22 protein-coding genes and 4 tRNA genes are annotated in these 22,013 nt (G+C 68.6%); 15 read left to right on the forward strand and 11 right to left on the reverse strand.

Annotated elements, in window-relative coordinates; genetic code table 11:
- Positions 1-56 precede the first annotated feature (56 nt).
- Positions 57-1,121, forward strand: coding sequence for an alpha/beta hydrolase (locus NS4_RS10315; protein WP_063059305.1), 1,065 nt, complete (start codon positions 57-59; stop codon positions 1,119-1,121).
- 8 nt (positions 1,122-1,129) lie between these two features.
- Here NS4_RS10315 and hisC read toward each other — a convergent pair whose 3' ends face one another.
- A complete protein-coding gene (gene hisC / locus NS4_RS10320; RefSeq protein WP_063059306.1) occupies positions 1,130-2,212 on the reverse strand; it encodes a histidinol-phosphate transaminase in 1,083 nt (360 codons plus the stop codon).
- Positions 2,213-2,306: 94 nt separating this feature from the next.
- On the opposite strand from hisC, the gene NS4_RS10325 reads away from it, so the two are divergent.
- The 7 genes from NS4_RS10325 to NS4_RS10355 all read left to right on the forward strand — a co-directional run bounded on the left by NS4_RS10325 (position 2,307) and on the right by NS4_RS10355 (position 7,665).
- Positions 2,307-3,044, forward strand: coding sequence for a dienelactone hydrolase family protein (locus NS4_RS10325; RefSeq protein ID WP_063059307.1), 738 nt, complete (start codon positions 2,307-2,309; stop codon positions 3,042-3,044).
- Between the two features lie 92 nt (positions 3,045-3,136).
- Positions 3,137-3,226: transfer RNA gene (locus NS4_RS10330), tRNA-Ser, on the forward strand.
- A 36-nt stretch (positions 3,227-3,262) separates the two neighbouring features.
- A tRNA-Arg gene (locus tag NS4_RS10335) sits at positions 3,263-3,335 on the forward strand.
- Between the two features lie 320 nt (positions 3,336-3,655).
- Positions 3,656-4,387 carry a dienelactone hydrolase family protein gene (locus NS4_RS10340; RefSeq protein ID WP_063059308.1) on the forward strand — a complete coding sequence of 244 codons (732 nt, stop codon included), beginning with the start codon at positions 3,656-3,658 and terminating at the stop codon, positions 4,385-4,387.
- Positions 4,388-4,688: 301 nt separating this feature from the next.
- Positions 4,689-5,795 carry an epoxide hydrolase family protein gene (locus NS4_RS10345; RefSeq protein WP_063059309.1) on the forward strand — a complete coding sequence of 369 codons (1,107 nt, stop codon included), beginning with the start codon at positions 4,689-4,691 and terminating at the stop codon, positions 5,793-5,795.
- Between the two features lie 147 nt (positions 5,796-5,942).
- Positions 5,943-6,248, forward strand: a complete 306-nt coding sequence (locus tag NS4_RS10350) for a hypothetical protein (protein ID WP_063059310.1) — start codon at positions 5,943-5,945, stop codon at positions 6,246-6,248.
- A gap of 214 nt (positions 6,249-6,462) precedes the next feature.
- Complete coding sequence (locus tag NS4_RS10355) at positions 6,463-7,665, forward strand: APC family permease (protein WP_245665255.1); 1,203 nt, start codon at positions 6,463-6,465, stop codon at positions 7,663-7,665.
- Between the two features lie 60 nt (positions 7,666-7,725).
- Here the strand turns inward: NS4_RS10355 and NS4_RS10360 are convergent, their stop codons facing one another.
- The 3 genes from NS4_RS10360 to NS4_RS10370 form a co-directional block, all read right to left on the reverse strand.
- Positions 7,726-8,574: a hypothetical protein gene (locus NS4_RS10360; protein WP_063059311.1), complete on the reverse strand. Its 849-nt coding sequence runs from the start codon at positions 8,572-8,574 to the stop codon at positions 7,726-7,728.
- Between the two features lie 115 nt (positions 8,575-8,689).
- Positions 8,690-9,226, reverse strand: coding sequence for a VOC family protein (locus NS4_RS10365; RefSeq protein WP_063059312.1), 537 nt, complete (start codon positions 9,224-9,226; stop codon positions 8,690-8,692).
- Positions 9,227-9,292: 66 nt separating this feature from the next.
- Positions 9,293-9,904 (reverse strand): TetR/AcrR family transcriptional regulator, encoded by a 612-nt coding sequence (locus tag NS4_RS10370; protein WP_063059313.1) that lies wholly within the window; start codon positions 9,902-9,904, stop codon positions 9,293-9,295.
- Between the two features lie 174 nt (positions 9,905-10,078).
- Between NS4_RS10370 and NS4_RS10375 the strand changes: the two genes are divergently transcribed.
- Positions 10,079-10,885 (forward strand): ferredoxin reductase, encoded by an 807-nt coding sequence (locus NS4_RS10375; protein ID WP_063059314.1) that lies wholly within the window; start codon positions 10,079-10,081, stop codon positions 10,883-10,885.
- A gap of 36 nt (positions 10,886-10,921) precedes the next feature.
- Here the strand turns inward: NS4_RS10375 and NS4_RS10380 are convergent.
- The 3 genes from NS4_RS10380 to NS4_RS10390 all read right to left on the reverse strand — a co-directional run bounded on the left by NS4_RS10380 (position 10,922) and on the right by NS4_RS10390 (position 12,107).
- Positions 10,922-11,009 (reverse strand) — tRNA-Ser (locus NS4_RS10380).
- A 95-nt stretch (positions 11,010-11,104) separates the two neighbouring features.
- Positions 11,105-11,539: a nucleoside deaminase gene (locus tag NS4_RS10385; RefSeq protein WP_063059327.1), complete on the reverse strand. Its 435-nt coding sequence runs from the start codon at positions 11,537-11,539 to the stop codon at positions 11,105-11,107.
- 28 nt (positions 11,540-11,567) lie between these two features.
- Complete coding sequence (locus NS4_RS10390) at positions 11,568-12,107, reverse strand: tRNA adenosine deaminase-associated protein (RefSeq protein WP_063059315.1); 540 nt, start codon at positions 12,105-12,107, stop codon at positions 11,568-11,570.
- A 58-nt stretch (positions 12,108-12,165) separates the two neighbouring features.
- On the opposite strand from NS4_RS10390, the gene NS4_RS10395 reads away from it, so the two are divergent.
- The gene (locus tag NS4_RS10395; protein ID WP_245665248.1) at positions 12,166-13,131 is read left to right on the forward strand and encodes a prephenate dehydrogenase; all 966 of its coding nucleotides are present in this window, start codon (positions 12,166-12,168) and stop codon (positions 13,129-13,131) included.
- A gap of 45 nt (positions 13,132-13,176) precedes the next feature.
- Here NS4_RS10395 and NS4_RS10400 read toward each other — a convergent pair whose 3' ends face one another.
- Positions 13,177-13,791, reverse strand: coding sequence for a putative glycolipid-binding domain-containing protein (locus NS4_RS10400; protein ID WP_281218864.1), 615 nt, complete (start codon positions 13,789-13,791; stop codon positions 13,177-13,179).
- A 311-nt stretch (positions 13,792-14,102) separates the two neighbouring features.
- Between NS4_RS10400 and NS4_RS10405 the strand changes: the two genes are divergently transcribed.
- A complete protein-coding gene (locus NS4_RS10405) occupies positions 14,103-15,116 on the forward strand; it encodes a zeta toxin family protein (RefSeq protein ID WP_063059317.1) in 1,014 nt (337 codons plus the stop codon).
- Positions 15,117-15,440: 324 nt separating this feature from the next.
- On the opposite strand, the gene NS4_RS10410 is transcribed toward NS4_RS10405, so the two are convergent.
- Both NS4_RS10410 and NS4_RS10415 read right to left on the reverse strand, forming a co-directional pair.
- Positions 15,441-15,528 (reverse strand) — tRNA-Ser (locus NS4_RS10410).
- A gap of 76 nt (positions 15,529-15,604) precedes the next feature.
- On the reverse strand, positions 15,605-16,780 hold the full coding sequence (locus NS4_RS10415; RefSeq protein WP_063059329.1) for an alpha-hydroxy-acid oxidizing protein: 1,176 nt from the start codon (positions 16,778-16,780) through the stop codon (positions 15,605-15,607).
- Between the two features lie 71 nt (positions 16,781-16,851).
- Between NS4_RS10415 and NS4_RS10420 the strand changes: the two genes are divergently transcribed.
- On the forward strand, positions 16,852-17,874 hold the full coding sequence (locus NS4_RS10420) for an NAD(P)H-quinone oxidoreductase (RefSeq protein WP_063059318.1): 1,023 nt from the start codon (positions 16,852-16,854) through the stop codon (positions 17,872-17,874).
- Between the two features lie 70 nt (positions 17,875-17,944).
- Here NS4_RS10420 and NS4_RS10425 read toward each other — a convergent pair whose 3' ends face one another.
- Positions 17,945-19,147 carry a cysteine desulfurase-like protein gene (locus NS4_RS10425; RefSeq protein ID WP_063059319.1) on the reverse strand — a complete coding sequence of 401 codons (1,203 nt, stop codon included), beginning with the start codon at positions 19,145-19,147 and terminating at the stop codon, positions 17,945-17,947.
- 113 nt (positions 19,148-19,260) lie between these two features.
- On the opposite strand from NS4_RS10425, the gene NS4_RS10430 reads away from it, so the two are divergent.
- The 3 genes from NS4_RS10430 (at position 19,261) to wzt (ending at position 21,811) form a co-directional block, all read left to right on the forward strand.
- On the forward strand, positions 19,261-19,851 hold the full coding sequence (locus NS4_RS10430) for a bacterial proteasome activator family protein (protein ID WP_084487090.1): 591 nt from the start codon (positions 19,261-19,263) through the stop codon (positions 19,849-19,851).
- A gap of 219 nt (positions 19,852-20,070) precedes the next feature.
- The gene (gene wzm, locus NS4_RS10435) at positions 20,071-20,925 is read left to right on the forward strand and encodes a galactan export ABC transporter permease subunit Wzm/RfbD (protein ID WP_245665257.1); all 855 of its coding nucleotides are present in this window, start codon (positions 20,071-20,073) and stop codon (positions 20,923-20,925) included.
- A gap of 13 nt (positions 20,926-20,938) precedes the next feature.
- Positions 20,939-21,811, forward strand: a complete 873-nt coding sequence (wzt, locus tag NS4_RS10440) for a galactan export ABC transporter ATP-binding subunit Wzt/RfbE (protein WP_063059320.1) — start codon at positions 20,939-20,941, stop codon at positions 21,809-21,811.
- The last annotated feature ends 202 nt before the right edge of the window (positions 21,812-22,013 follow it).

Consider the following 22,013-nt stretch of genomic DNA (forward strand, 5'->3'; position numbering starts at 1 on the left):
TCACCGGTGGTTTCAGGTTCGCGGCCCGGGCCCGGAGGTCTGGCAGGATGGGCGCCATGAGGTTGCGTGTCGGTCTGGCCACCGTGGTGTCGGGCGCTTTCGCCCTGTCCGGTGCGGTCCTACCCGGCGCCGCGGCGGCCGTCCCCGGACTCCTGCACGCCACACCCGCGCGGCCCGATACCGGTTCCGCCGAAGACCCCGGTCCGGTGGAGAAAGCCGAACCCGTCCCGGCGCCGAAGGCCGCGATCATCGGTACCGAACCGGTGGACGACCGGCTGATGCGGGTGTTCGTGGATTCACCGGCCATGCATCGCACGGTGCAGGTACTGGTCCTGCTACCCGCCGACCGGAGCAAACCCCGCCCCACCGTCTACATGCTCGACGGCCGCAGCACCCAACCCGACAGCAACAACTGGCTCGACCGCGGCCACGCCGCCCAGTTCTTCGCCGACAAACCGGTCAATGTGGTGTTCACCGTCGGAGGGCCCGCCAGTTTCTACACCGATTGGCAGCGCCCCGACCCGGTACTCGGCGTCAACAAATGGGAGACCTTCCTCACCGAGGAACTGCCCCCGCTGCTGGACGCCCGGTTTTCCGGAAACGGCCGCAACGCCGTGATCGGCACCTCCATGGGCGCCGAGGCCGCGATGATGCTCGCCATCCGCAAACCCGGCCTGTACTCGGCGGTCGGCGCGCACAGCGGCTGTTTCTCGACCGGCACCGACCTGGGCCAGGCCCAGGCCCGCGTCGTCGTCTCCACCTACAAGGGCGATCCGGACAACATGTTCGGCGCCCCCGACGACCCGGCCTGGCTCGCCCACGACGTGACCCTGCACGCCGCCGCGCTGCGCGGCAAAGCACTCTACCTGTCGGTGGGCAGCGGCCGGCCCGGTATCCACGACACCCTGGCCAACCCGGAAACCCCCACCAGCGTGGTGATGGGCGGCCCGCTGGAGGCGGCCACCGACTTCTGCACCCGCCGCCTGGCCCAGCGCCTCGACAGCCTGGGCATCACCTACACGGCCAACTTCCGCCCGACCGGTACCCACTCGTGGCCGTACTGGGCGGACGAACTGGTCACCTCCTGGCCCACCATCGCCGGCGGGCTCGGACTCGACTGAACCGGCCTTTACGCGCTGCCCGCGAAACGGGCCGCGTTCTGCGGGTCGGTCGCGAAACGCAGGAACAGATCGTTCTCGTGCGGATCGCCCGCGGTCACCCGGACACCCTCACCGGCGAAGGGGCGGATCAGCACACCCGCCGCCGCGCTCGCCTCCGCGAATTCGGTGGTAGCGGCGTCCAGCGTGATCCACAGGAAGTTCGATTCGCTCACCGGCACCCGGTAGCCCGCCGCCAGCAGCGCGGTACGCATCCGGTCGCGTTCGGCGATCACCGCCTCGGTGCGGTCCAGCAGTTCGGGACGGGCCTCCAGCGAGGCGATGGCCGCGGCCTGCGCGACCCGGCTCACGCTGAACGGGATGTGCACCTTCAGCAACGCCGCGATGACCTCCGGCGCGCCCACCGCGTACCCGACACGCAGCCCAGCCAGCCCGTAGGCCTTCGAGAAGGTTCGCAGCACAACCACATTCGGCCGGTTCCGGGCCAGCTCCACCCCGTCGGGATGATCACCGGGCGTCATCCGGAGGTACTCGTAGTACGCCTCGTCCAGCGCGATCAGGACATGGCCGGGCACCCGGTCGAGGAATCGCTCCAGTTCCGCCCGGCCGACGGCGGTGCCGGTCGGATTGTTCGGATTGCACACGAACACCAGCCGGGTCCGCTCGGTGACGGCGGCGGCCAGTGCGTCCAGATCGTGCACATGATCGCGCAGCGGCACGGTCACCGCGGTCGCGTTGCCGACCTGGGTGATGATCGGATACGCCTCGAACGAACGCCACGCGTAGAGCACCTCGTCGGCCGGACCCGCGCAGGTGATCTGGATCAGTTCCTGGCACAGCGCCACGCTCCCGCAACCGACCGCGATATTCGCCGGCTCGACGCCGAGGAACTGCGCCAGCGCCGCTCGCAGTTCGCCGGACTGGTTGTCGGGGTAGCGGTTGGCCAGTTCCACCGCCTCGGCGATGGCTTTGCTCGCGGCGGGCAGCGGACCGATAGTGGTCTCGTTGCTCGCCAGCTTGACCGCGCCGGGATGGCTGCGGCCGGGAACGTATGCCGGAATGGAGTCGAGGTCCGGCCGGATGTGCGCGGTCACGTAACGAGCTTAGTTCCGGTCTCGATCGAGCCACGTTCGGGCTGCTCAACCGCTAATTCTTCCCGGTCCCGGGATATCGCCCTACGCTGGGAACATGTCGGGCACTTATGACGATATCGCGCTGCTGCGGCGTGGTGAACCGGAAGCGAACGGACACGACCAAGAGCCGACAGGGGCTGCCACCAGCCCGAAAGCCGACGAGCATGTGCCCATCACCGTCATCGAACCGGACGGCTTCGCCCGCGGCGGAATCGTCCTGTTGCACGAGGCCCGGGAGTTCACCGGATCGTTGCTGGAGTTCATGCGCGCCCTCGCCGGCGAAGGGTGGCTGGTCGTCGCACCCGACCTGTTCCACCGCGCCACCGCGTCGTCGTCCGGGGTGTACGGCGACGAACTCTTCGAGGATTTCGATGCCTGCTTCGACTGGCTCACCCACCGCGGCGTCTTCCCGGACTGCATCGGCGTGCTCGGTTTCGACACCGCCGGCACCGCGTCCTTCCTGGTCGCCACCAACCGCCCCGTCGGCGCCGCGGTGAGTGTCGGCGCCACCGGCATCGCCGCCCCCATCGCCGAACAAGCCGAAGCACTGGTGGTGGCCGCACCACGCCTGCAGGCCCCCTGGCTGGGCCTGTTCGGCGCCGAGGCGGAGACCTCCGCCGACGACATCGACGCCCTCCGCGATGCCACCGCCACCGCCGCCGTCGCCAGCCTCGTGGTCACCTACCCCGGTCAGCTCCACCGCGCCGACCATCCGGGCGGTGAGGAAGACGGCGACGACCTGATCGACTCCCGAACCCGCATCTTCGACTGGTTCGACAGCCACCTACGCTGATCTACCAGCCGTTTTGCAGTTTTCCTACAAGCTCGGGTAGCCTTTCTGCTCGGCGGTTCGAAAGGACCGGTGCCCTCGAAGAGAAGGCTCCAGGAGGCGTGCCAGAGCGGCCGAATGGGACTCACTGCTAATGAGTTGTCCCTTCACGGGGACCGGAGGTTCAAATCCTCTCGCCTCCGCCACGCCCGGGAAACCGGGTGACAATTGAATACGTGTACGCGCCCGTAGCTCAACGGATAGAGCATCTGACTACGGATCAGAAGGTTAGGGGTTCGAATCCCTTCGGGCGCACAGAGATCGGCCTCCGATCCGCGAGAGCGGACCGGAGGCCGATCGGCGTTTCGAGTACATGCACCGGAATCGGATGCCTCGAGGTATCGCTGATCGCATAGCCCGTGGCCCTCCGGTATGGGAGTTCCCCTCCGATCCTCCTCCGCGAAAACCTGTTGGCGGACCACGGCGACGGCTGCTACTTTCCGGAGGCCGTGCCAGAGAACGAGGAGGTGGTATCCGTGAACGCAGTATCGACATGGGTGCTCCCCTCTGGGGTCACGGTCGGGCGATAGGTCGTCCGGGAGCGCCGCTCGAGAGCACTCCCGAAAGGCCCGACAATGCAATTCACTTCCGAACAACGCCTCGACGACGGCGTCCTCGAACGCGAATTCACCCTCGGTGATATCCCCGGCGTCCTGTGGACGCCCGAGCCGGCATCCGCACCGGCGCCGCTGATCCTGGTCGGCCACCCCGGCGGACTGCACATGATGCACCCGCGACTGGTGGCGCGAGCCCGGCACGCTGTGGCGGAGGGCTTCGCCGCAGCCACCATCGAGCTTCCGGGCAGTGGTGACCGGCCCCGGTCCGCCGCCGCCGAGCAGGCTCGCGCCGACCTGCGCCGGGCGGTGGAGGCCGGTGAGCCGGTCGCCGACGAGATAGTCGACCGGCTCGTCCTCCCACTGGTCGACAAGGCGGTCCCGGAATGGCGGACCGCTCTGGACGCCCTGCTTTCGCTACCCGGGATCGGCGGCCCGGTCGGGTACTCGGGCGGGGTGATCGCCATCGGCGTCCGGCTGGCGGTGGTCGAACCGCGCATCGCGGCCGCGCTGCTGTTCGCCGGGAGCTTCGTGCCCCGCATCATGTTCGAGGAGGCTCGGCAGGTCACCATTCCGCTGCAGGTCCTGCTGCAGTGGGACGACGAACACAACGACCGGCAAATGGCCCTGGACCTGTTCGACGCCTTCGGCTCCGAGGAGAAGACGCTGCACGCCAATATGGGCGGGCACACCGGCGTCCCACAGTTCGAGGGGGACGAGGCGAATCGGTTCTTCGCCCGGCACCTGAAGTGAGGCCGGGCCGTCGGGCCGGCAGCGGACATCAGGAGCTGCCGGCAAGGATCCCGTCATCGAGGCAGGCCACTGTCCTCCTCGATGGCGGTGGGCGGGAGATGCGCAACCGCCCGATCGCGCCGGTAGCGACCATCGGCGGTGCCGGCCGGTCGGGGACGGCGCATCTCCGGCTCGACGTCGGTACGGTCTCGCCGGCGTCGGCATGGTGATCTCGATGGCAGGGCGGGACCGACTTGAAACGGAACGGAATGTTCCGCTATGGTTTGAACGGAAGAGATCATTCCGTTCCAAAGGAGATGCCATGTCCACCATTCACCCCTTCGTTGTCGACGTTCCGCAGGCGGAAGTGGAAGATCTGCGCGAGCGGTTGACCCGGGCGCGCTGGACGCCCGCCCTGCCGGGCGCGAGCTGGAGCCGCGGCGTCCCGGTGGATTATCTCCGCGAGTTGGCCGACTACTGGAGGGACGAATTCGACTGGCGCGCGGCCGAAGCGGAACTGAACAGGTGGCCGCAGTTCACCACCGAGATCGACGGTCAGCGGATCCACTTCAAGCACCTCCGCAATGAGCGTCCAGAGGCGAAAGCGCTGCTGCTACTGCACGACAATCCCGGTGGCGCAATGGGTTTACTCGATGTGATCGAGCCGCTCTCGCGAGACTTCCACCTGGTGATCCCGTTCATGCCCGGTTTCGGGTTCTCCACCCCGCTGTCCGATACCGGCTGGACCGTGCCGCGGACCGCGTCGGCATTCGCGGAGTTGATGACACGGTTGGGCTACGAGCGGTTCGGCGCCCACGGTGGCGGCGGCGGCGCGAACCTGTCGCTCGAGATGGGCCGCCAAGTGCCGGACCGGCTGATCGGCCTGCACGTCAACGCCTACGTCGCGATGCCGGACGAGAACGTCGACGGACTCAGCGCTGACGAACAACGGCGGATGGCGGCGATCGACACGTTCATGCGGGACGGAATCGGGTTCAACATCATCATGTCGACCAGGCCGCAGACCATCGCGCACGGTCTCAACGACTCGCCGATCGGGTTGCTGGCCTGGATGGTGGAGAAGTTCAAGGAATGGAGCGATCCGAAGGCCGACCTGCCCGAACAGGCGATCTCCAGGGACCGGATGCTCACCGATGTCAGCGTCCAGTGGTTCACCGCCACATCGGGTTCGATCGCGCAGACCTACAATGACCTGGCCCACGACCCAGCGGCCTGGGCGCCCAAGCCGCAGGTGACCGTGCCGACCGCGTTCGCCGTCGCGGCGGGCGATGTCACCGTCCGCCGTTTCGCCGACCGCGACACCACGGTCGCCCGCTGGACCGAGATCGACGCGGCCGGCGCATACCTCGCCCTCGAACAACCCGCTCTTCTGGCCGACGATATCCGCGTCTTCTTCGGCGACCGGTGAGCTGAAGAGTTGATCACCCCCCGCGCACCGCATCGAGTACGCACCGGATTGCGACAACTCCCGCATCCGAGATAACGAAGCGAGAAAGTGGTTATACCGGCGGCGAGGACCGAAGCCACGACAACCCGGAGCCGGGAGGACACAGACATGAGCGGCAGCGACAACTATCTGTCCGATCTGGGACCCGAGGAACTGCTCGGCCACCGCGACGACCTGACCGCTGTGCGCGACCGCTTGGTCGAACTGGGCGCGGCCGATGTGGCGACGGAACTCGACCAAGTCCTGTCCGCGATCGCCGACTATCACGAGCTCGATATCGAGAACTACCGTGCGCAGGTCGAGCGGCGCATGGCCAAGATCGCGGACGTGCTTCGAGCCGTCGAGCGGGAGAACTCCGGTGACGGCCGGCAGCTCGAGGAGGCGATCACCCGCTATCGCACCGGCATCGACTGAGCGGGGCGTGCGGTCCGGTCGGGTAGCGGAGGCGCCGATCGCGGCATAGGTTGCGAATCGGCCTGTCGGTTGCCCGAGCTGTCGACTCGGCGTTCTGCTAGGAGAAGTTGTGGCCGAGCGATCGTCTACTCCGGATCATCCACAGGGAAAGTTCCCCGGCGGGCTGCGCAGGCGGCTCGGGCTCTCCGACGCGGTGGTGATCGGATTGGGTTCGATGCTCGGTGCGGGGATCTTCGCCGCGCTCGGGCCGGCCGCGCGCGCGGCAGGGGCCGGGCTCCTGGCCGGGCTGGTGGTCGCGGCGGTGATCGCCTACTGCAACGCCACCTCGTCGGCTCGGCTGGCGGCGCGGTATCCGGTTTCCGGCGGCACCTATGTGTACGGGCGGGAGCGGCTCGGGGAGTTCTGGGGGTTCGCGGCCGGCTGGAGTTTCGTGGTCGGCAAAACCGCCTCGTGCGCGGCCATGGCGCTGACCGTGGGCGCCTATGTGTGGCCGGACCGGGCACATGCCGTCGCCGTCGCCGCCGTGGTGACGATGACCGCCGTCAACTACCGCGGGGTGGAGAAATCGGCCTTGCTGACCCGGATTGTGGTAGCTGTCGTGCTGGGCGTGCTGGCCGCTGTGGTGGTGGCCGCCTTCACCACCGGGCACGCCGATACCGAGCGGCTCGTGTTCGACACGGAGGTGACCGTCGGCGGGATCCTCCGGTCCGCCGGACTGCTGTTCTTCGCGTTCGCCGGGTACGCGCGGATCGCCACTCTGGCAGAGGAAGTACGCGATCCCTCGCGCACGATCCCGCGGGCGATTCCACTCGCGCTGGCCATCACCCTGGCCGTCTACACAGTGGTCGCGGTGGCCGCGCTCGGCGTGCTCGGTCCCCAGCGGCTGGCCGGCGCGACCGCACCCCTTTCGCAGGTCGTGCAGGTCACCGGCGTGGCCTGGCTCGAACCCGTGGTCCGCGCCGGTGCCGCCGCGGCGGCGCTCGGCTCGCTGCTCGCCTTGACCCTGGGGGTCTCGCGCACCGTGCTGGCCATGGCACGCGATCGGTATCTGCCGCAAGCGCTCTCGGCGGTGCACTCCCGGTTCGGGGTGCCGCACCGCGCCGAGATCGGTGTCGGAGTGCTCGTCGCGGTGGTCGCCGCGACCGCCGATGTAGGTTCGGCCATCGGTTTCTCCTCCTTCGGCGTGCTCCTGTACTACGCCGTCGCGAACGCCTCGGCCTGGACGCTGACCGCGGCCGAGAACCGGCCACCGCGCGTGATTCCTGTTCTCGGTCTGCTCGGATGCCTGGTGCTGGCCTTCACTCTGCCTTGGACGGCGGTGGCAACCGGTGTGGCCGCTACCGCTATGGGAGTGACCGTCTACGTGATTCGTGCCAGGGCACGGCGCCGGGCGTCCGGCAACGGCGCCGCATCCTGACGGCGGTCCCACCAGAAACACGCTCGCCGGGCCGGACGCCGTGTTCCGGCGATGCCGGAGTCAGGCCGGGAGCCGCTTTCCGTTCCGTACCCACCCCTGGGCGACATCGCCGAGATTCCACCAGCGCACGTGCCGCTCGTCCACCGATTCCAGCGACCAACCGGCGGCGAGCCGAGCGAAGAAAGCGTCGTCGCCGGTCTTGCCGCCCTGGGGTTCGCCCACGTAGATCAGGCGCCGACCGCCGCGGGACTCGAAGAGTTCCAGTGCGGCCGACGCCATTCGATCGCCCCAGCCCGGCGGCCAGCACAGGAACAGGACCGATTCTTCGGCCAACCCGGCCGCGAACCCCTCGGCGGCACCGACCGGGAACCATACGGCCGGGTTTCCGGCGCTGCCGGGAAAAGATACGTTCACCGTGGTATCCGGGGGCGCGGAGTCGAACGCCGTCACCGCGACGCCCCGGTCGGCGAGCAGTTTCGCCCAGTAGCCGCGCCCAGCCCCCAACTCGACCAGGGGGCGTCCCGCGCCGAAGGCCACGATCCAGTCGAGCGTCTCCGGTGCCGGGATCGCGTAGGCGTACGCGGCCTGCAGGATCGTCTGGGCGAAGCCCAGCCGCACGCTCCCTCGCGGGTTGCCGCCGTCGACGACCCGCCGGTCGCTCGCGGATCCGACGGCCGGGCCGACGATATCCCAGTACGGATTACCCGACTCGGTTTCGCCTCCGGTCATGTAGTGCACGAACCGCAGGTCGAAAGCCGCATCGGCATGCGGATCGCCGGTCCCGTCGAACAGCGGCGCGGTGGACAGGTACTCGGCGACCTTCGGGTATTCGGTCCGCAACCGGGCCTCGTCGTCGAGCAACGCGGCCAATTCGGTTCGGCGTTCGGGCGTCAGGACGAGAGCGGTCATAGCTTCGATTCTCCAGGGCGCCGCGCGCCCGCCGGCGAATTCCGCCGTCCGCGCCGAAACCGTGACGCTGCCGCTACCGGAGCCGGCAGAGAACCCGCCGCCGCGCGACCGGGAACTACGGCGTCGACTCCACCGGCGCGGACAATTCCCGCATGGCCCGGCAGATGGTGGCATGGATATCGGACTCTTCGGTCACCGCCTCGGGGTCCCAGGTCGGTTCCGGCGCGTTTTCGATCGCGGGCCCGAACAGCCACCACACATTGCTCCACGGATCGATGAAGCGGGCGAGGGAGGAAGCGCCGTAGAAGGGTGTGGTCTCGGTGATGATCCGCGCCCCCCGCGCCGCGGCCCGCCGCAGTATCTCGTCGCAGTCGGCCACATTGACCTGGAGCAGGGCGGGAGTGAACACCCAGTCGGGTTTGGAGTCCACCACCATCAGGCACGAATCGCCGATCCGCACCTCCGCGTGGATCAGCAGGCCGTCGGTGTCGACCGCGTGCGCCTGCGGGGTCTGGGCTGCGTCGAACACCGCGCCGAGGAACTCGATGAAGGCCCGGGCGCCGCCGGGCCCCTTGACCGCGGCGAAAGCGTTTAGGCTGCCGTAACCGTTGCCGAGCTCGGACACAGGGCTGATCAGAGGTGGAGTGGTCATGGCGCGAGCATGACATCGGTTGCGGTCAGAAGCTGTCCGCTGCACCGCCGCCGGGCGGCCCGGCCCTCACTGGCCGGAGGCAACGATGGGAACCACGTAGGCGCGGGCGAATTCGTCGAGCTGCTCGTCGGATTCCAGAGGCACCAGGCCCGACGGACAGAGGATGAACGAGTGCACCAGCCGGCACGCCACTTCCGCGCGGTTCAGCAGATCGGCGGGTTCGGTGAACAGCCCGGCGTCCGCGGCGCGGCACAGGGCGGTATGGGCGGCCGCCACCGACATGGCGAAGACCGGGCCGCCCTCCACGGTCAGTTTTTCCAGAATGCGTTCCGGTTCGACGGTCAGCATGCGCTTGACCAGCGGATGATCCCGCCATCGCGTGACGACTGTCACAAAGATATCGGCGATCAGGTCGGCCAGAGAGGAGTGTCGGGTAGAGATGGCGTCGACCTCGATGAGGACCGCGGCTACCTCTCGGCTCACGACCGCCTGCACCACATCATCGCGGGAACCGACCCGGCGATATATGGTGACGCGGTCGACACCGGCCTGCCTGGCGATGTCTTCGATGGTCGTCTTCTTGACGCCGAACTCGCTGAATCTGATCAACGCCGCGTCCAGAATGCGAGCCTCGATACCGTCCTGCAGTCCGGGTGACGATGTATACGCGGCGGACATGCAGTTAACGCTAGCAAGTACCGCGTGAGCGCAAACACCTATCGGGCACTCGCAATATTGCAACATTGCTATTAATAATGTTGCGATGTAGATTCGCCGAATGGTGCAGACCAGCCGAGCAGTCGCTTGTTCCATCCTGGTGCGTCGTACGTCCCGACTATCGGGAGTCAACTGATGGGCACCCAGGTACCGGCGCGCGGTTTCCAGATGATCGGCACGGCCGTGGACGTCTGCCGGTCGATATTCGTCGCCCACCGGCCCGCCTCCCTGCTGCCGCACTCGAAGGTGCTCTGCCACAGCGGTTTCAACCGCAGGCTCGTGGTCGCCGCGATCCGGCGCAAGGCCGTCGATGTGGTGACCGTGGTCCTGGTGGATCCCGACGGCGATCCGTTACCCGCCTGGCTACCGGGCGCCCACCTGGAACTGGCCCTGCCGTCCGGGCGCCGCCGCCAGTACTCGCTGTGCGGTGATCCCCGCGACCGATCCGCCTACCGCATCGCCGTCCGGCTCATGCCGCACGGCAACGGCGGCTCGATCGAAATCCACGAAAGCCTCCGCAGCGGCGACGCGTTGCGGGTTTACGGCCCCCGGCACACCTTCCCGTTCATCGACGCGCAGGAATATCTCTTCGTCGCCGGCGGCATGGGGATCACCCCCATTCTTCCCATGGCCCAGGCAGCCGGCCGGCGTGGCAAACTCGTCTATACCGGACGCAGCCGGGAGTCGATGCCCTTCCTCGACCGGGTCCCCGGCGCGGTCATCCGTCCGGACGACGAGTACGGGGCTCCGGATATGGAGGAGATCCTCGCCCGCGCGAACCCCCATACGGCCGTTTATGTCTGCGGCCCCACTTCCATGCAGGAGGCGGCCGCACGCGCCCTGCCGCGGGTGAACCCCACCTGCACACTGCATCTGGAACGCTGCCCGGCGACGCGAACCACCCCGGGCCCCGAAGCGGTGCCGTCCCGACCGTCCCACTGAAAAAAGCCCCTCACCTGCGAAGGCGAGGGGCTGAAGCGGTGGCGGAGGGATTTGAACCCTCGGAGGGGGGTTACCCCTCACACGCTTTCGAGGCGTGCTCCTTAGGCCGCTCGGACACGCCACCGCCCGCAACAATACCGGAACAGTCCCGTATCCCTAAATCGGGGCCGGACCTGCGGACCTTCGCGGTATACACGCACGACCGCAGAGAAGACGCGTTCAGCGCCGGTTCCCGAAGAACTCGTCGAGAATCGCGGCGCATTCGGTCTCCAGGATCCCGCCGCGCACCTGCGGACGATGGTTGAGCCGCCGGTCGCGGACCACATCCCACAGCGAACCGACCGCTCCCGTCTTCGGCTCCCACGCCCCGAACAGCAACCGATCCACCCGGGCCGCCACCAGCGCGCCCGCGCACATGGTGCACGGCTCCAGGGTCACCGCGAGGGTGGTGCCGGTGAGCCGCCAGCCGTCGCCGTGAACCGCGGCCGCGCGGCGCAGGGCCAGCACCTCCGCATGCGCGGTGGGATCACCGGAGGCCTCACGCGCATTGGTGGCGCGGGCCAGCTCCCTACCCTGATCGTCGAACACCACCGCGCCCACGGGAACATCGCGCGGGTCGGCGGTGGCGGCGACAGCGAGGGCCGTACGCACCATCTCGATATCGGTGAGCGGAACGCTCACCTCAGCGGGGCAGTTTGTCGAGCACCGCGGAGAACTCCGACGCGAAACCCAGCCGCTGGGCGATCATCGCGAGCTGTTCGTCGGGATAGAGATCGGTCTCGGCGAGAATCACACTGAGCACCGGTTCGGGCAGGCCCAGATCGGCCAGGATGCCGAGGTCGCCTTCCTCCCACGGTTCGACGTCGTCGAGTTCGTCGGGATCTATATCGGGGATCTCGATATGGAGTTCCTCGAGGACATCGGCGGCGATGTCGTAGTCGATCGCCGCGGTCGCGTCCGACACCAGCAGCCGGGTACCGCTGGGAGCGGGCCGGACCACGATGAAGAACTCGTCGTCGACGTCCAGGAGTCCGAAGACCGCGCCGGAGGAACGCAGGGCTTTCAGCTCGGTCTCCGCGGCCGACAGGGTGGTGAGCGCGGCCGAGGTCAACGGAGTGCACCGCCAGGTACCGTCTTCCCGGACAACGGCCACCGCGAACCCTTCCACGTCGTCGTAATCATCCGACGTCGCCCTGTTCGTCCCCGAGCGCTGTGCTGCCATGGGCGCAACGGTAGTCGGCCCGAGGCCGTTAGATGAAGTCGTATGCGAATCTGTTCCGGTGACTGCTGACGACCATACGGCGCTCTGTGTTCTCGGAACGGGTTTGATCGGCGGCTCGCTGCTGCGTGCGGCGACCGCGGCCGGTCGGACCTGCTGGGGATACAACCGCTCGGCGTCGGGCGTGGCGGCCGCCCGGACCTCGGGTTTCGATGTCGGCGACGATCTGGCGGCGGTATTGCGCCGGGCCGACGAAGCCGATGCTCTCGTCGCGGTGGCGGTGCCGATGCCGGCGGTGAACACGATGCTCGACGCGATCGCCGAACACGCGCCGGGGTGCGCGCTGACCGATGTGGTGAGTGTGAAGGCCCCTGTCGCGGCGGCGGTGCGCCGGTACGGACTGCAGGCTCGCTACGTCGGCGGGCATCCGATGGCCGGCACCGCCGAATCGGGCTGGCAGGCAACCGATCCGGAACTGTTCGGTGGTGCGGCGTGGGCCGTCGGCGTGGACCCGGGCACCGACGCGGACGTCTGGACGCGCGTCACGCGGCTGGCCCTGGACTGCGGCGCGGTGGTGGTCCCGGTGACCGCCGCCGAACACGACCGCGCCGTGGCCCGGATCTCACATCTACCGCATGTGCTGGCCGAGGCGCTGGCGGTCGCCGGAGCCCGTGGCGGGGACCTCGCGCTCGGCTTGGCGGCGGGGTCGTTCCGGGACGGTACGCGGGTCGCGGGCACCGCAGCCGATCTGGTGCGGGCGATCTGCGAACCCAACTCCGAGGCGCTGCTGGCGGTGCTGGACGAGACACTGGCCGCGCTTGGTGAGGCCAGACAGTCCCTGAGCGCACAGACCTCGCTCGCCGAGCTCACCGCGGCCGGCCACGCCGCCCGGAAACGCTACGAAACGGCCCAACGCTGGGAGATCACCGATATCGCCCCGGGCGCGCCGGGCTGGCTGGAGAAGCTGCAGGAAGCGGGCCGGGCCGGCGGGGTCATCACCCGGCTTGGGGCAGCCCCGGACGCCTGAGCCAGGCGGAAGCGGGCCGGGCGTGACGGCGGGTACGGCCGCGGTTCACACCCGCTCGGCCAGGCCCGGGTAGTCGAGTACGAAGCCGTCGGGATCGACGGTGAGGGTCGCGCTGGACACCGGCGAAAGAACGCTGATCCCGTCCCCGGCGCTGCTGTAGGTGAGATCGGCCTCCTGCACCGTCAGCTCCGGTAACCGGACATAGACCACCGGCACCTGCACATCCTCCATGGCGTGCTGCAGGCCGAACCGGCGGATGGGCAGCGTGTTGAAGAACGGGCTGAGCACCACGTCCGCGTCCAGGGCGCCGCCGAACATGGATCGGATATGGGTGCCGGGGGCGTCGACGAGCCAGTAGTTCTCCTCGTCGCGGGCCAGCGACGCGTGCCGCTCCCCGGCGGCGGTGGTGCTGCTCATCGACAGCCTTCTGGTCGCCCCGTTCTCATCGGTGACCAGATCGTAGGAGGCACTGAACGCGGTGTGCTCACCGCAACCGCCGCCGATGATCCGGCCGCTGGCGCGGATCCGGTTGCCGTTGAGCGTTACGCGGACCGATTCCATCCGCGAGCCGTCGTGCGCACGCCAGGTGAGAACCGCGGGCCACCGCCCGGCGGCCGGCGTCGCCGCCGGTCCGGGGGTTACGTCGCTCGATCGCGTCACGTGTCCACCGTACGCAAGACCCGCGCCTGCAGCGCTCATACGGTCGTTGTTCCGCGTCGCGGCGATACTGGATCCGGCTTACCGCATATGAACCGGTACGGCCGCCGTGTAGTCCCGGAAACGGGTGGGGTTCGCGGAAGGCCGAGGGGCCGCGCCGCACGGTCGCGTACCGCCCGATGACCAGGAAGCAGGGGCAACCCTCTCGCGCCGGGCCGCTCCGGCACGTCACCGGCGCCGTGACCCGTTTCCCCGGGGGCTGCCCACGGGCGAGAATCCGAGAGAATCGCATCCTGTGGGTTGAAGTGGAGTGCATGCGATCACCGGTTTCGGTGGTCGCCACGCGGGGATTCGGTCGGATCGGCAACGCGATCTACACCGCGAGCGGGGAAATCAGCCGATCCGGACGCTATTTCGCGGATCGGCTGCGCAAGAGCGCCCTGCGCTTCGCGTTGTCCGATCACGATATGTGCCGGATCTTCGAGCAGAGGATCGTTCCTGAACAGCTGGATGTCCCGGGTCGCGCCACGGCCGCCGTGGGCCGGCCCCGGCTCGTGGTCGCCCTGGCGCAGCCGGGTGCGGGAAAGTCCACGGCGATAAGGTCCATCGTCGCGTCCTTCCGTGACCGCGGTGGTGCGGTCCCGCTGATCGCCGACAACTACATGCGGTACCACCCGATGTTCGCCGAACTGCGTGCGCTCGACGATTTCACGGCCGGCGATCACCTGTATCCCATTGCGGAGCGATGGCTCGATATGGCCATAGACCATGTGATCGCGGGTCGGCGGAACGCCGTTCTCGAGGAGGGTGCGGGCAACCCGATGCGGGCGGCGGGGGTCATCGACCGCTTCCAGATGTACCACTATCACTCGGCCGTCGAAGCCGTGGCGGTATCACGGAGGGAGAGCGGGGCGTCGGTGCTCGCCCGCTTCCTCGGCGAGCGCCTGCGCGACGGCACCGGGCGGTATGTACCCTTCCGTGCGCAGGACATCTGTTTCGACGGCTCGGCCGAGCTGTTGCGCCTGCTCGAATCGAAGCATCCACCGGTGGCCGTGGACGAGATCAGGGTGCGTTCCCGCTCCGGCCTGCTGTACGAGAACCACCGGTCGGCGACGGGTGAGTGGTCGGCACCGCCCGAGGGCGGCATGGTTTTGGCGCAGGAGCGGGCCCGCTCACGCACGCCTGGAGAGGAATACGCCCACCTGGTGCGCAACCAGAACTTCCGGGAGGCGCTCACGCAGGCCTACGCCGGCCACCCCGGACAGGCCGCGGACTGGCACCGCCTGTGGAACGAGATGAACCTGGTGGAGGGGCCGGTCCGAGCCTGAGCCCCGGACGCACCCGTCGAGTACCGGCCGGCCTCCGGCGGAGACCACGGACTCGAATACCCGGTCGCTACCGGGACTCTCGCTCTCCAGGCAAGCGCAGGCCCGGTCTGCCACGTCTGATCGAGTTCTTCCGCCATACGATCCCCTCCCCCCGCGGCGCTCCCACACCGCACTCTGCATCGGCAAACCATCACACGGCCGGGCGGGCGGGACAACCGTTCGCTCGAGGCCTCGCGGCGCACGATCCCCGGACTTCTCCCGCTGAGCGAGCCACTGACCGCGGCCGACCGGGGCCGGGCCGACGAGGGATGACACAGCCGAGCCTGGCGGAGACGGAGGGATTTGAACCCCCGGTCGCTCTCACGACTCTCGCTTTCAAGGCGAGTGCATTCGGCCGCTCTGCCACGTCTCCAGGGCCTCGATGGTAACCGATACGACCGGGCGCGACCCAAAGCCGGCCACCGGTCACCGGCCGGGCGGCCGCGCGGTCATCGGGGCACGGCGAGCAGGTCACGGGTTATGCCGGAGAGGTCGGCGCAACCGGAAAGCCCCATGGCGGAATCGAAATCGGCGAGCAGCAGGCGCAGTGCGTGGCGCACCCCCGCGCCACCGGCGATACCGAGTGCGTAGGCCCAGGGCCGGCCGTAACCCACCGCTTTGGCGCCGAGAGCGAGTGCGACCACCACATCCGAACCGGAGCGGACCCCGGAGTCGAACAGCACATCGGCCCGGTCACCGACCGCGCCGACGACCGCACCGAGCGCGTCCAGCGCGGCAATGGAATTATCGATCTGCCGGCCGCCGTGATTGCTCACCCACACCGCGTCCGCGCCGGCGTCCACCACCAGCCGGGCATCGTCGGGATGGAGCACGCCCTTCACCGCGATCGGCAGATCGGTCCATTCCCGCAGCTTGGCCAGGTCGGCGGGACGCAGCGTGTGGTTGCCGAACAGGCCGACCCAGGTGAGGATCGCCATCCGCAGCGCGTCCTCGCTCTCTTCCGGCGGCGCGGACAGCTTCGCCCGGAAGACCGGATCGGACAGATAGTTGGCGATACCTTTGCCCAGCAGGAAGGGCAGATGCGCGAGTTCGAGATCCCGCGGCCGCCACCCCAGCGAGGGGGTGTCCACGGTGACCACGATCGCCTTCGCCCCGGACCGCTGCGCGCGCTGCACGAACGAGCGGGCCAGCTCGTCGTCGGCGGGCCAGTACAGCTGATACCACCAGTCGCCGGCGGCCTCGCCCACCTCCTCGATGGTCGAGGAGGACGCGGTGGACAGGACGCTGCCGACGCCCAGCTCCTTCGCGGCCCGGGCCACCACCACCTCCCCCTTCTCGTGCAGCAGTTCCAGCACCCCGACCGGCGAGGTCAGCACCGGGGCTGCCAGCCTGGTGCCGAGCACCTCGACCGTGGTGTCGCGCGCACCCGGCCCGCTGGTCCCGCAGAGCATGCGCGGCACGATCCGGTACCGATCGAACGCGGAGGTGTTGGCCACGGCCGTGCGTTCGGTGGAGGCGCTACCGGCCACATAGGCGTAGGCGCGCGCGTCGAGCAACTCCCGGGCCCGGTCCGCGAAACCGTCCGCGGTCATCGGCAGCTCGGGAACCGTCCCGCCCATTCCCTGGAGGTAGATCTCGTTCTGGAAGTCGATGAAGCTGCTCACGGCGCTCACGGTAGCCGTGTCCGGCCAGTCGCGGGCACCCTCTCGGCGATTTCTGATGCAGTATGGGACCCGTGCGCGCGATCAACTTGAACGGATTCGGCGGCCCTGAGGTGATGCAGTGGTCCGATGCCCCGGACCCGGTACCCGGGCACGGCGAGGTAGTGATCGACGTGGCGGCGGCCGGCGTCAATCGGGCCGATCTGCTGCAGCGGCGCGGTCGGTACGCGCCCCCGCCGGGCACCACCGCCGTGCCCGGACTCGAATGCTCAGGCGTGATCGCGGAGGTCGGCGAGGGTGTCCGGGACTGGTCGGCCGGCGACCGGGTGTGCGCGCTGTTGTCCGGCGGCGGGTACGCCGAAAAGGTGGTGGTCCCGGCCGGACAGGTGCTACCGGTGCCGGCGGGCCTGGACCTGGCGGCGGCCGCGGGACTGCCCGAGGTCGCGGCGACGGTCTGGTCGAATCTGGTGCTGACCGCCGGCCTGCATTCCGGGCAGTTGGTGCTGATCCACGGCGGCGGCAGCGGTATCGGCACCCACGCCATCCAGGTGGCGGCGCAGCTGGGCGCCCGGGTCGCGGTGACGGCCGGGTCGGCGGCGAAATTGGCGCGCTGCGCGGAACTGGGCGCCGACGTGCTCATCAACTACCGGGAACACGATTTCGTCGATCTCATCCGGGCCGAACAGGGCCTGGGCGGACCGGGTGCCGACATCATCCTCGACAACATGGGCGCCGCCTATCTCGCGCGCAATGTGGCGGCGCTGGCCCTGGACGGGCAGGTGCTGGTGATCGGCATGCAGGGCGGGGTGAACGCCGAACTGAACCTCGGCGAGCTCATGGCCAAACGCGGAACGGTGCGCGCGATCAAACTACGCGATCGCCCGGCCACCGGCCGCGGCAGCAAGGCCGACATCATCGCCGAGGTACGGGCCCACGTCTGGCCGCTGCTGGAGACGGGCGCGGTCGTCCCGGTGATCCACGCCGAGATCCCGGTGACCGAAGCGGCCCGGGCGCACGAACTGCTCGACGAACACGACACATTCGGCAAAGTGATCCTGCGGATCGGGAACGCCGGTACGAGCGAGCCGGGCCGGTAGGCGGTAGCGGACGGAGCGGGCCGCACATGACCTCGCTCGTGCCCGGCGGAACCGGGCGCGGCGGGGCCGGTCAGCCGAGCGCGGCCAGGGCCCGGCCGAACTGATCGATCTCCCGGCGAGTCGTGTACGGCGCGAGACCTATGGTCACCGCGCCGCCCTCGTCGTTCACACCCAGTGCGTCCAGTAACCGGCTGCCGCCGTGCGAGCCCGCCAGCACATTGATGCGCTTATCGGCCAGTTCGGCGGCGATCTTCTCCGCCTGCATACCGTCGATGGTGAAACTGACCGTCGGGATGCGGGTGGAGGCCCTGCCGATCACGGTGAGGCCGGCGATTTTGTCCAGGGTGCTCATCAGATGGTCGAAGAGCTGGTCGTGGTAGTCCTGCAGCGAGGTGATCGACAGTTCCAGCCGCTCCCGGCGGGTGCCGCGGGCCCGTTCGTCGAGCCCGGCCAGATAATCGATCGAGGTGGTGAGACCGGCCAGCAGCGCGTACTGGTGTCCGCCGACCTCGAGCCGTTCAGGGCCCTTGGCGTAGGGGTTCAACGCCATGGACGGGATCCGGTCCAGGAACGCCGGGTCCCGGAAGACGAGCGCCCCGACCTGCGGGCCGCCCCAGCTCGGCGCGCTCAATGCGACAACGTCGGCGTTCAGGTCGTCGATATCGAGCAGCGCGTACGGTGCGGCGCCGACCGCGTCCGCGACCAGCAGTCCACCGACCTCGTGCACCCGTTCGGCCGCTACCCGCACCGAGGGCGCCGAGCCCACGATCGGTGAGGCGGCCGTGAGCGCGACCAACCGGGCGGTGGGCCCGATGAGCTCCTCGAACTGCCAGGCCGGCATCTCGCAGGTCTCGATCTCCACCTCGGCCCAGCGCACATGGGCGCCGTAGCGGTTGGCGATCCGCAGCCACGGCGCCACGTTCGCCTCGTCGTCCAGCCGGGACAGGACGATCCCGGTGCCCAGCCCCAGCCGGGAACTCAGCGATTCGGCGAGCCAGGCCAGCAGGACGGCACGGTCCGGTCCCAGCACCACCCCGCTCGGGTCCGCCCCGACCAGGTCCGCGACGGCCACCCGGGCCTCGTGCAACATATCGGCGCTGCGTTTGGCTGCGCCGTGGCGGCCGTGGTGGGAGAACGACGACGAGCGGAAACCGATGGACACCGCGCGCGAGACAGAATCCGGAACAAGCATGCCCGCCTGCGGAGCCAGGTTGATCCAGCCGTCGGCCAGGGAGGGGATCAGTCCCCGGACCCGCGCGACGTCGTAAGTCATGCAGGTCACTTTAAGGCAGGGTCCATATTCCGGTAACCCTGGTCCGGGGTCTACAACCCGCGTGACCACCACCGGCTTAGCGCGTTCGGCGCGAACACGACATGATGGGGACCATGACGCAATCGGATGACGCATCGGATCCCGTTGTCGTGATCGGCCCCGAGGGCCGTCCGCTGGTGCTGCCCGCGGGCGCCGCGACGAGTGCGTCCTACCCGGGCCGGGAGGCGCCCGAGCAGGAGGGCGCCGAGCGCGACACCTCCGAATCGCTGGCCGATATGGTCGAGCAGCCGGCCAAGGTCATGCGGATCGGCACCATGATCAAACAGCTGCTCGAGGAGGTACGGGCGGCTCCGCTCGACGACGCCAGCCGCACCCGGCTGGCCGAGATCCACAAATCCTCGATTCGAGAGCTGGAACAGGGCCTGGCGCCGGAGCTGCGCGAGGAGCTGGAACGGCTGGCGCTGCCGTTCAGCGAGGACGCCGTGCCCTCCGACGCGGAACTCCGTATCGCCCAGGCGCAGCTGGTGGGCTGGCTGGAAGGTCTGTTCCACGGAATCCAGACGGCGCTGTTCGCCCAGCAGATGGCCGCGCGGGCCCAACTCGAGCAGATGCGTCAAGGCGCGCTGCCTCCGGGTATCCATACCGCGGAAGGCCGCGGCGCGCAGCCGGGCCAGTCCATCGGAGGCACCGGACAATACCTTTGAACGCGGTGGTATATAGGCGGCCGGTACCGGGACTCGCCCACCGAGGTAGTGTCGTGCACCGTGCCTGCAGCTTCCGCTCGCTCCGACCTGGTAAACCCTGACGATCCGGAGAGCACCGACGAGAGCCCGGTGCGCCCCGACCACGACCCCGCCGCAGATGAGAAGCCCGTGAGTTCCGAGCAGACCCCGGTCGTCGGCGCCGATACCGCCGTCTCCGATATCACCGAGGTGACCGCCGCGGACCCCATCGAATCGGATTCGCAGTCCTGGTCCCGGGCCTGGCGCGATATCCGCGACGGGTTCCGGCAGCGCGAACTGTGGCTTTCGCTGGGCTGGCAGGACATCAAACAGCGCTACCGGCGGTCGGTGCTGGGTCCGTTCTGGATCACCATCGCCACCGGCGTGCAGGCCACCGCCATCGGCATTCTGTACGCCGCGCTGCTGGGGCAACCGCTGACCGAATACCTGCCGTATGTGGCGGTCGGCCTGATCGTGTGGAATGTCATCAACGCCTCGATCCTCGAGGGCGCTGAGGTGTTCGTCGCCAACGAAGGCTTGATCAAACAGCTGCCGTCGGCGCTGAGCGTGCACGTGTACCGGCTGGTGTGGCGGCAGATGCTGTTCTTCGCGCACAACCTGCTGATCTACTTCGTCGTGCTGGCCCTGTTCGGGGTCTGGCGCGATCTGCACTGGACCGTGGTCTTCGCGATACCGGCCCTGGTGCTGCTGTTCCTCAACGCGATGTGGGTCTCGGTGCTGTTCGGTATCTTCAGCACCCGCTACCGCGATATCGCGCCGATCCTGGGCAGTATGACGCTGATGTTGTTCGTGCTGACCCCGGTGATGTGGAACACCAAGAGCCTGCACGAGCAGGGCGGCCAGGTCGCCGAACGGGCCCGGCTGGCCGAAGTGGTGCCCACCTACCACTATCTGGAGATCGTGCGCGCGCCGCTGCTCGGCGACGACCAGAAGCCCTACCACTGGGTGATCGTCGGCGCCATCACCGTGGTGGGCTGGATCGCCGCGGCGATCGCGTTGCGCAAGTACCGTTCGCGCGTGCCCTACTGGGTTTAGGAGTCAGGCGATCATGAGTGATCACGTGAGTATCGAAACCCGCAACGCGTGGGTGGAGTTCCCGATCTTCGACGCGAAATCCCGGTCGCTGAAAAAGGCGTTCCTGGGCAAGGCGGGCGGTTCGATCGGCCGCAACCAGTCCGATGTCGTGGTGGTCGAGGCCCTGCGCGATATCAACCTGTCGCTGAAAGAAGGCGACCGGGTCGGCCTGGTCGGCCACAACGGTGCGGGCAAGTCCACGCTGCTGCGGCTGCTGTCCGGGATCTACGAGCCTTCGCGCGGTAGCGCGCGGATCCGCGGGCGGGTCGCGCCGGTGTTCGATCTGGGCGTCGGGATGGACCCGGAGATCTCCGGCTACGAGAACATCATCATCCGCGGTCTGTTCCTGGGGCAGACCCGCAAGCAGATGCTGGCCAAGATCGACGAGATCGCCGATTTCACCGAACTCGGCGAATATCTGTCCATGCCGCTGCGCACCTATTCGACCGGTATGCGGGTGCGCCTGGCGATGGGCGTGGTGACCTCCATCGACCCGGAGATCCTGCTGCTCGACGAGGGGATCGGCGCGGTCGACGCGGAGTTCATGAAGAAGGCGCGGATCCGCTTGCAGGAATTGGTCGCCCGCTCGGGCATCCTGGTGTTCGCCAGCCATTCCAACGAATTCCTGGCCCAGCTCTGCGATACCGCGCTGTGGATCGATCACGGCCAGGTCCGGTTGCAGGGCGGGATCGAAGAGGTCGTCCGGGCCTACGAGGGTCCGGACGCGGGTAATCATGTAGCGGCGGTCCTGCGGGAGATCGAGGCCGAGAAGTCCGATCGTGCCGACGACGCACCAGCACCGGAAACGGCCGACGGCGAACGAGAACTGGAGAACAACACAGCATGAGCGAGTCCCGCCCGGAGGCGGAAGCGACGCGTGACCCCGTAGAGCCCTCGCCGGTGCCCGACGACAGCACGAGCGAGCCGGGCTCCGAGGCGGAAGCGACGCGTGACCACGCAGGGCCCTCGCCGGTGCCCGACGACAGCACGAGCGAGCCCGGATCCTCCCAGGCGGAAGCAAAGCGTGACCCGATAGCGCCCGCGACAGT

This window comes from Nocardia sienata NBRC 100364, from assembly GCF_001613205.1.
Classification (GTDB): Bacteria; Actinomycetota; Actinomycetes; order Mycobacteriales; family Mycobacteriaceae; genus Nocardia; species Nocardia sienata.

What these genes read in the sequence shown, in the direction of transcription:
- NS4_RS10390 (WP_063059315.1), bottom strand. Translation starts at nt 12,107, where the DNA reads ATGGCAGCACAGCGCTCGGGGACGAACAGGGCGACGTCGGATGATTAC.
- NS4_RS10345 (WP_063059309.1), top strand. Translation starts at nt 4,689, where the DNA reads ATGTCCACCATTCACCCCTTCGTTGTCGACGTTCCGCAGGCGGAAGTG.
- NS4_RS10315 (WP_063059305.1), top strand. Translation starts at nt 57, where the DNA reads ATGAGGTTGCGTGTCGGTCTGGCCACCGTGGTGTCGGGCGCTTTCGCC.
- NS4_RS10370 (WP_063059313.1), bottom strand. Translation starts at nt 9,904, where the DNA reads ATGTCCGCCGCGTATACATCGTCACCCGGACTGCAGGACGGTATCGAG.
- NS4_RS10340 (WP_063059308.1), top strand. Translation starts at nt 3,656, where the DNA reads ATGCAATTCACTTCCGAACAACGCCTCGACGACGGCGTCCTCGAACGC.
- NS4_RS10365 (WP_063059312.1), bottom strand. Translation starts at nt 9,226, where the DNA reads ATGACCACTCCACCTCTGATCAGCCCTGTGTCCGAGCTCGGCAACGGT.
- NS4_RS10385 (WP_063059327.1), bottom strand. Translation starts at nt 11,539, where the DNA reads ATGGTGCGTACGGCCCTCGCTGTCGCCGCCACCGCCGACCCGCGCGAT.
- wzt (WP_063059320.1), top strand. Translation starts at nt 20,939, where the DNA reads ATGAGTGATCACGTGAGTATCGAAACCCGCAACGCGTGGGTGGAGTTC.
- NS4_RS10425 (WP_063059319.1), bottom strand. Translation starts at nt 19,147, where the DNA reads ATGACTTACGACGTCGCGCGGGTCCGGGGACTGATCCCCTCCCTGGCC.
- NS4_RS10355 (WP_245665255.1), top strand. Translation starts at nt 6,463, where the DNA reads ATGCTCGGTGCGGGGATCTTCGCCGCGCTCGGGCCGGCCGCGCGCGCG.
- NS4_RS10375 (WP_063059314.1), top strand. Translation starts at nt 10,079, where the DNA reads ATGGGCACCCAGGTACCGGCGCGCGGTTTCCAGATGATCGGCACGGCC.
- NS4_RS10405 (WP_063059317.1), top strand. Translation starts at nt 14,103, where the DNA reads ATGCGATCACCGGTTTCGGTGGTCGCCACGCGGGGATTCGGTCGGATC.
- NS4_RS10360 (WP_063059311.1), bottom strand. Translation starts at nt 8,574, where the DNA reads ATGACCGCTCTCGTCCTGACGCCCGAACGCCGAACCGAATTGGCCGCG.
- NS4_RS10350 (WP_063059310.1), top strand. Translation starts at nt 5,943, where the DNA reads ATGAGCGGCAGCGACAACTATCTGTCCGATCTGGGACCCGAGGAACTG.
- NS4_RS10325 (WP_063059307.1), top strand. Translation starts at nt 2,307, where the DNA reads ATGTCGGGCACTTATGACGATATCGCGCTGCTGCGGCGTGGTGAACCG.
- NS4_RS10430 (WP_084487090.1), top strand. Translation starts at nt 19,261, where the DNA reads ATGACGCAATCGGATGACGCATCGGATCCCGTTGTCGTGATCGGCCCC.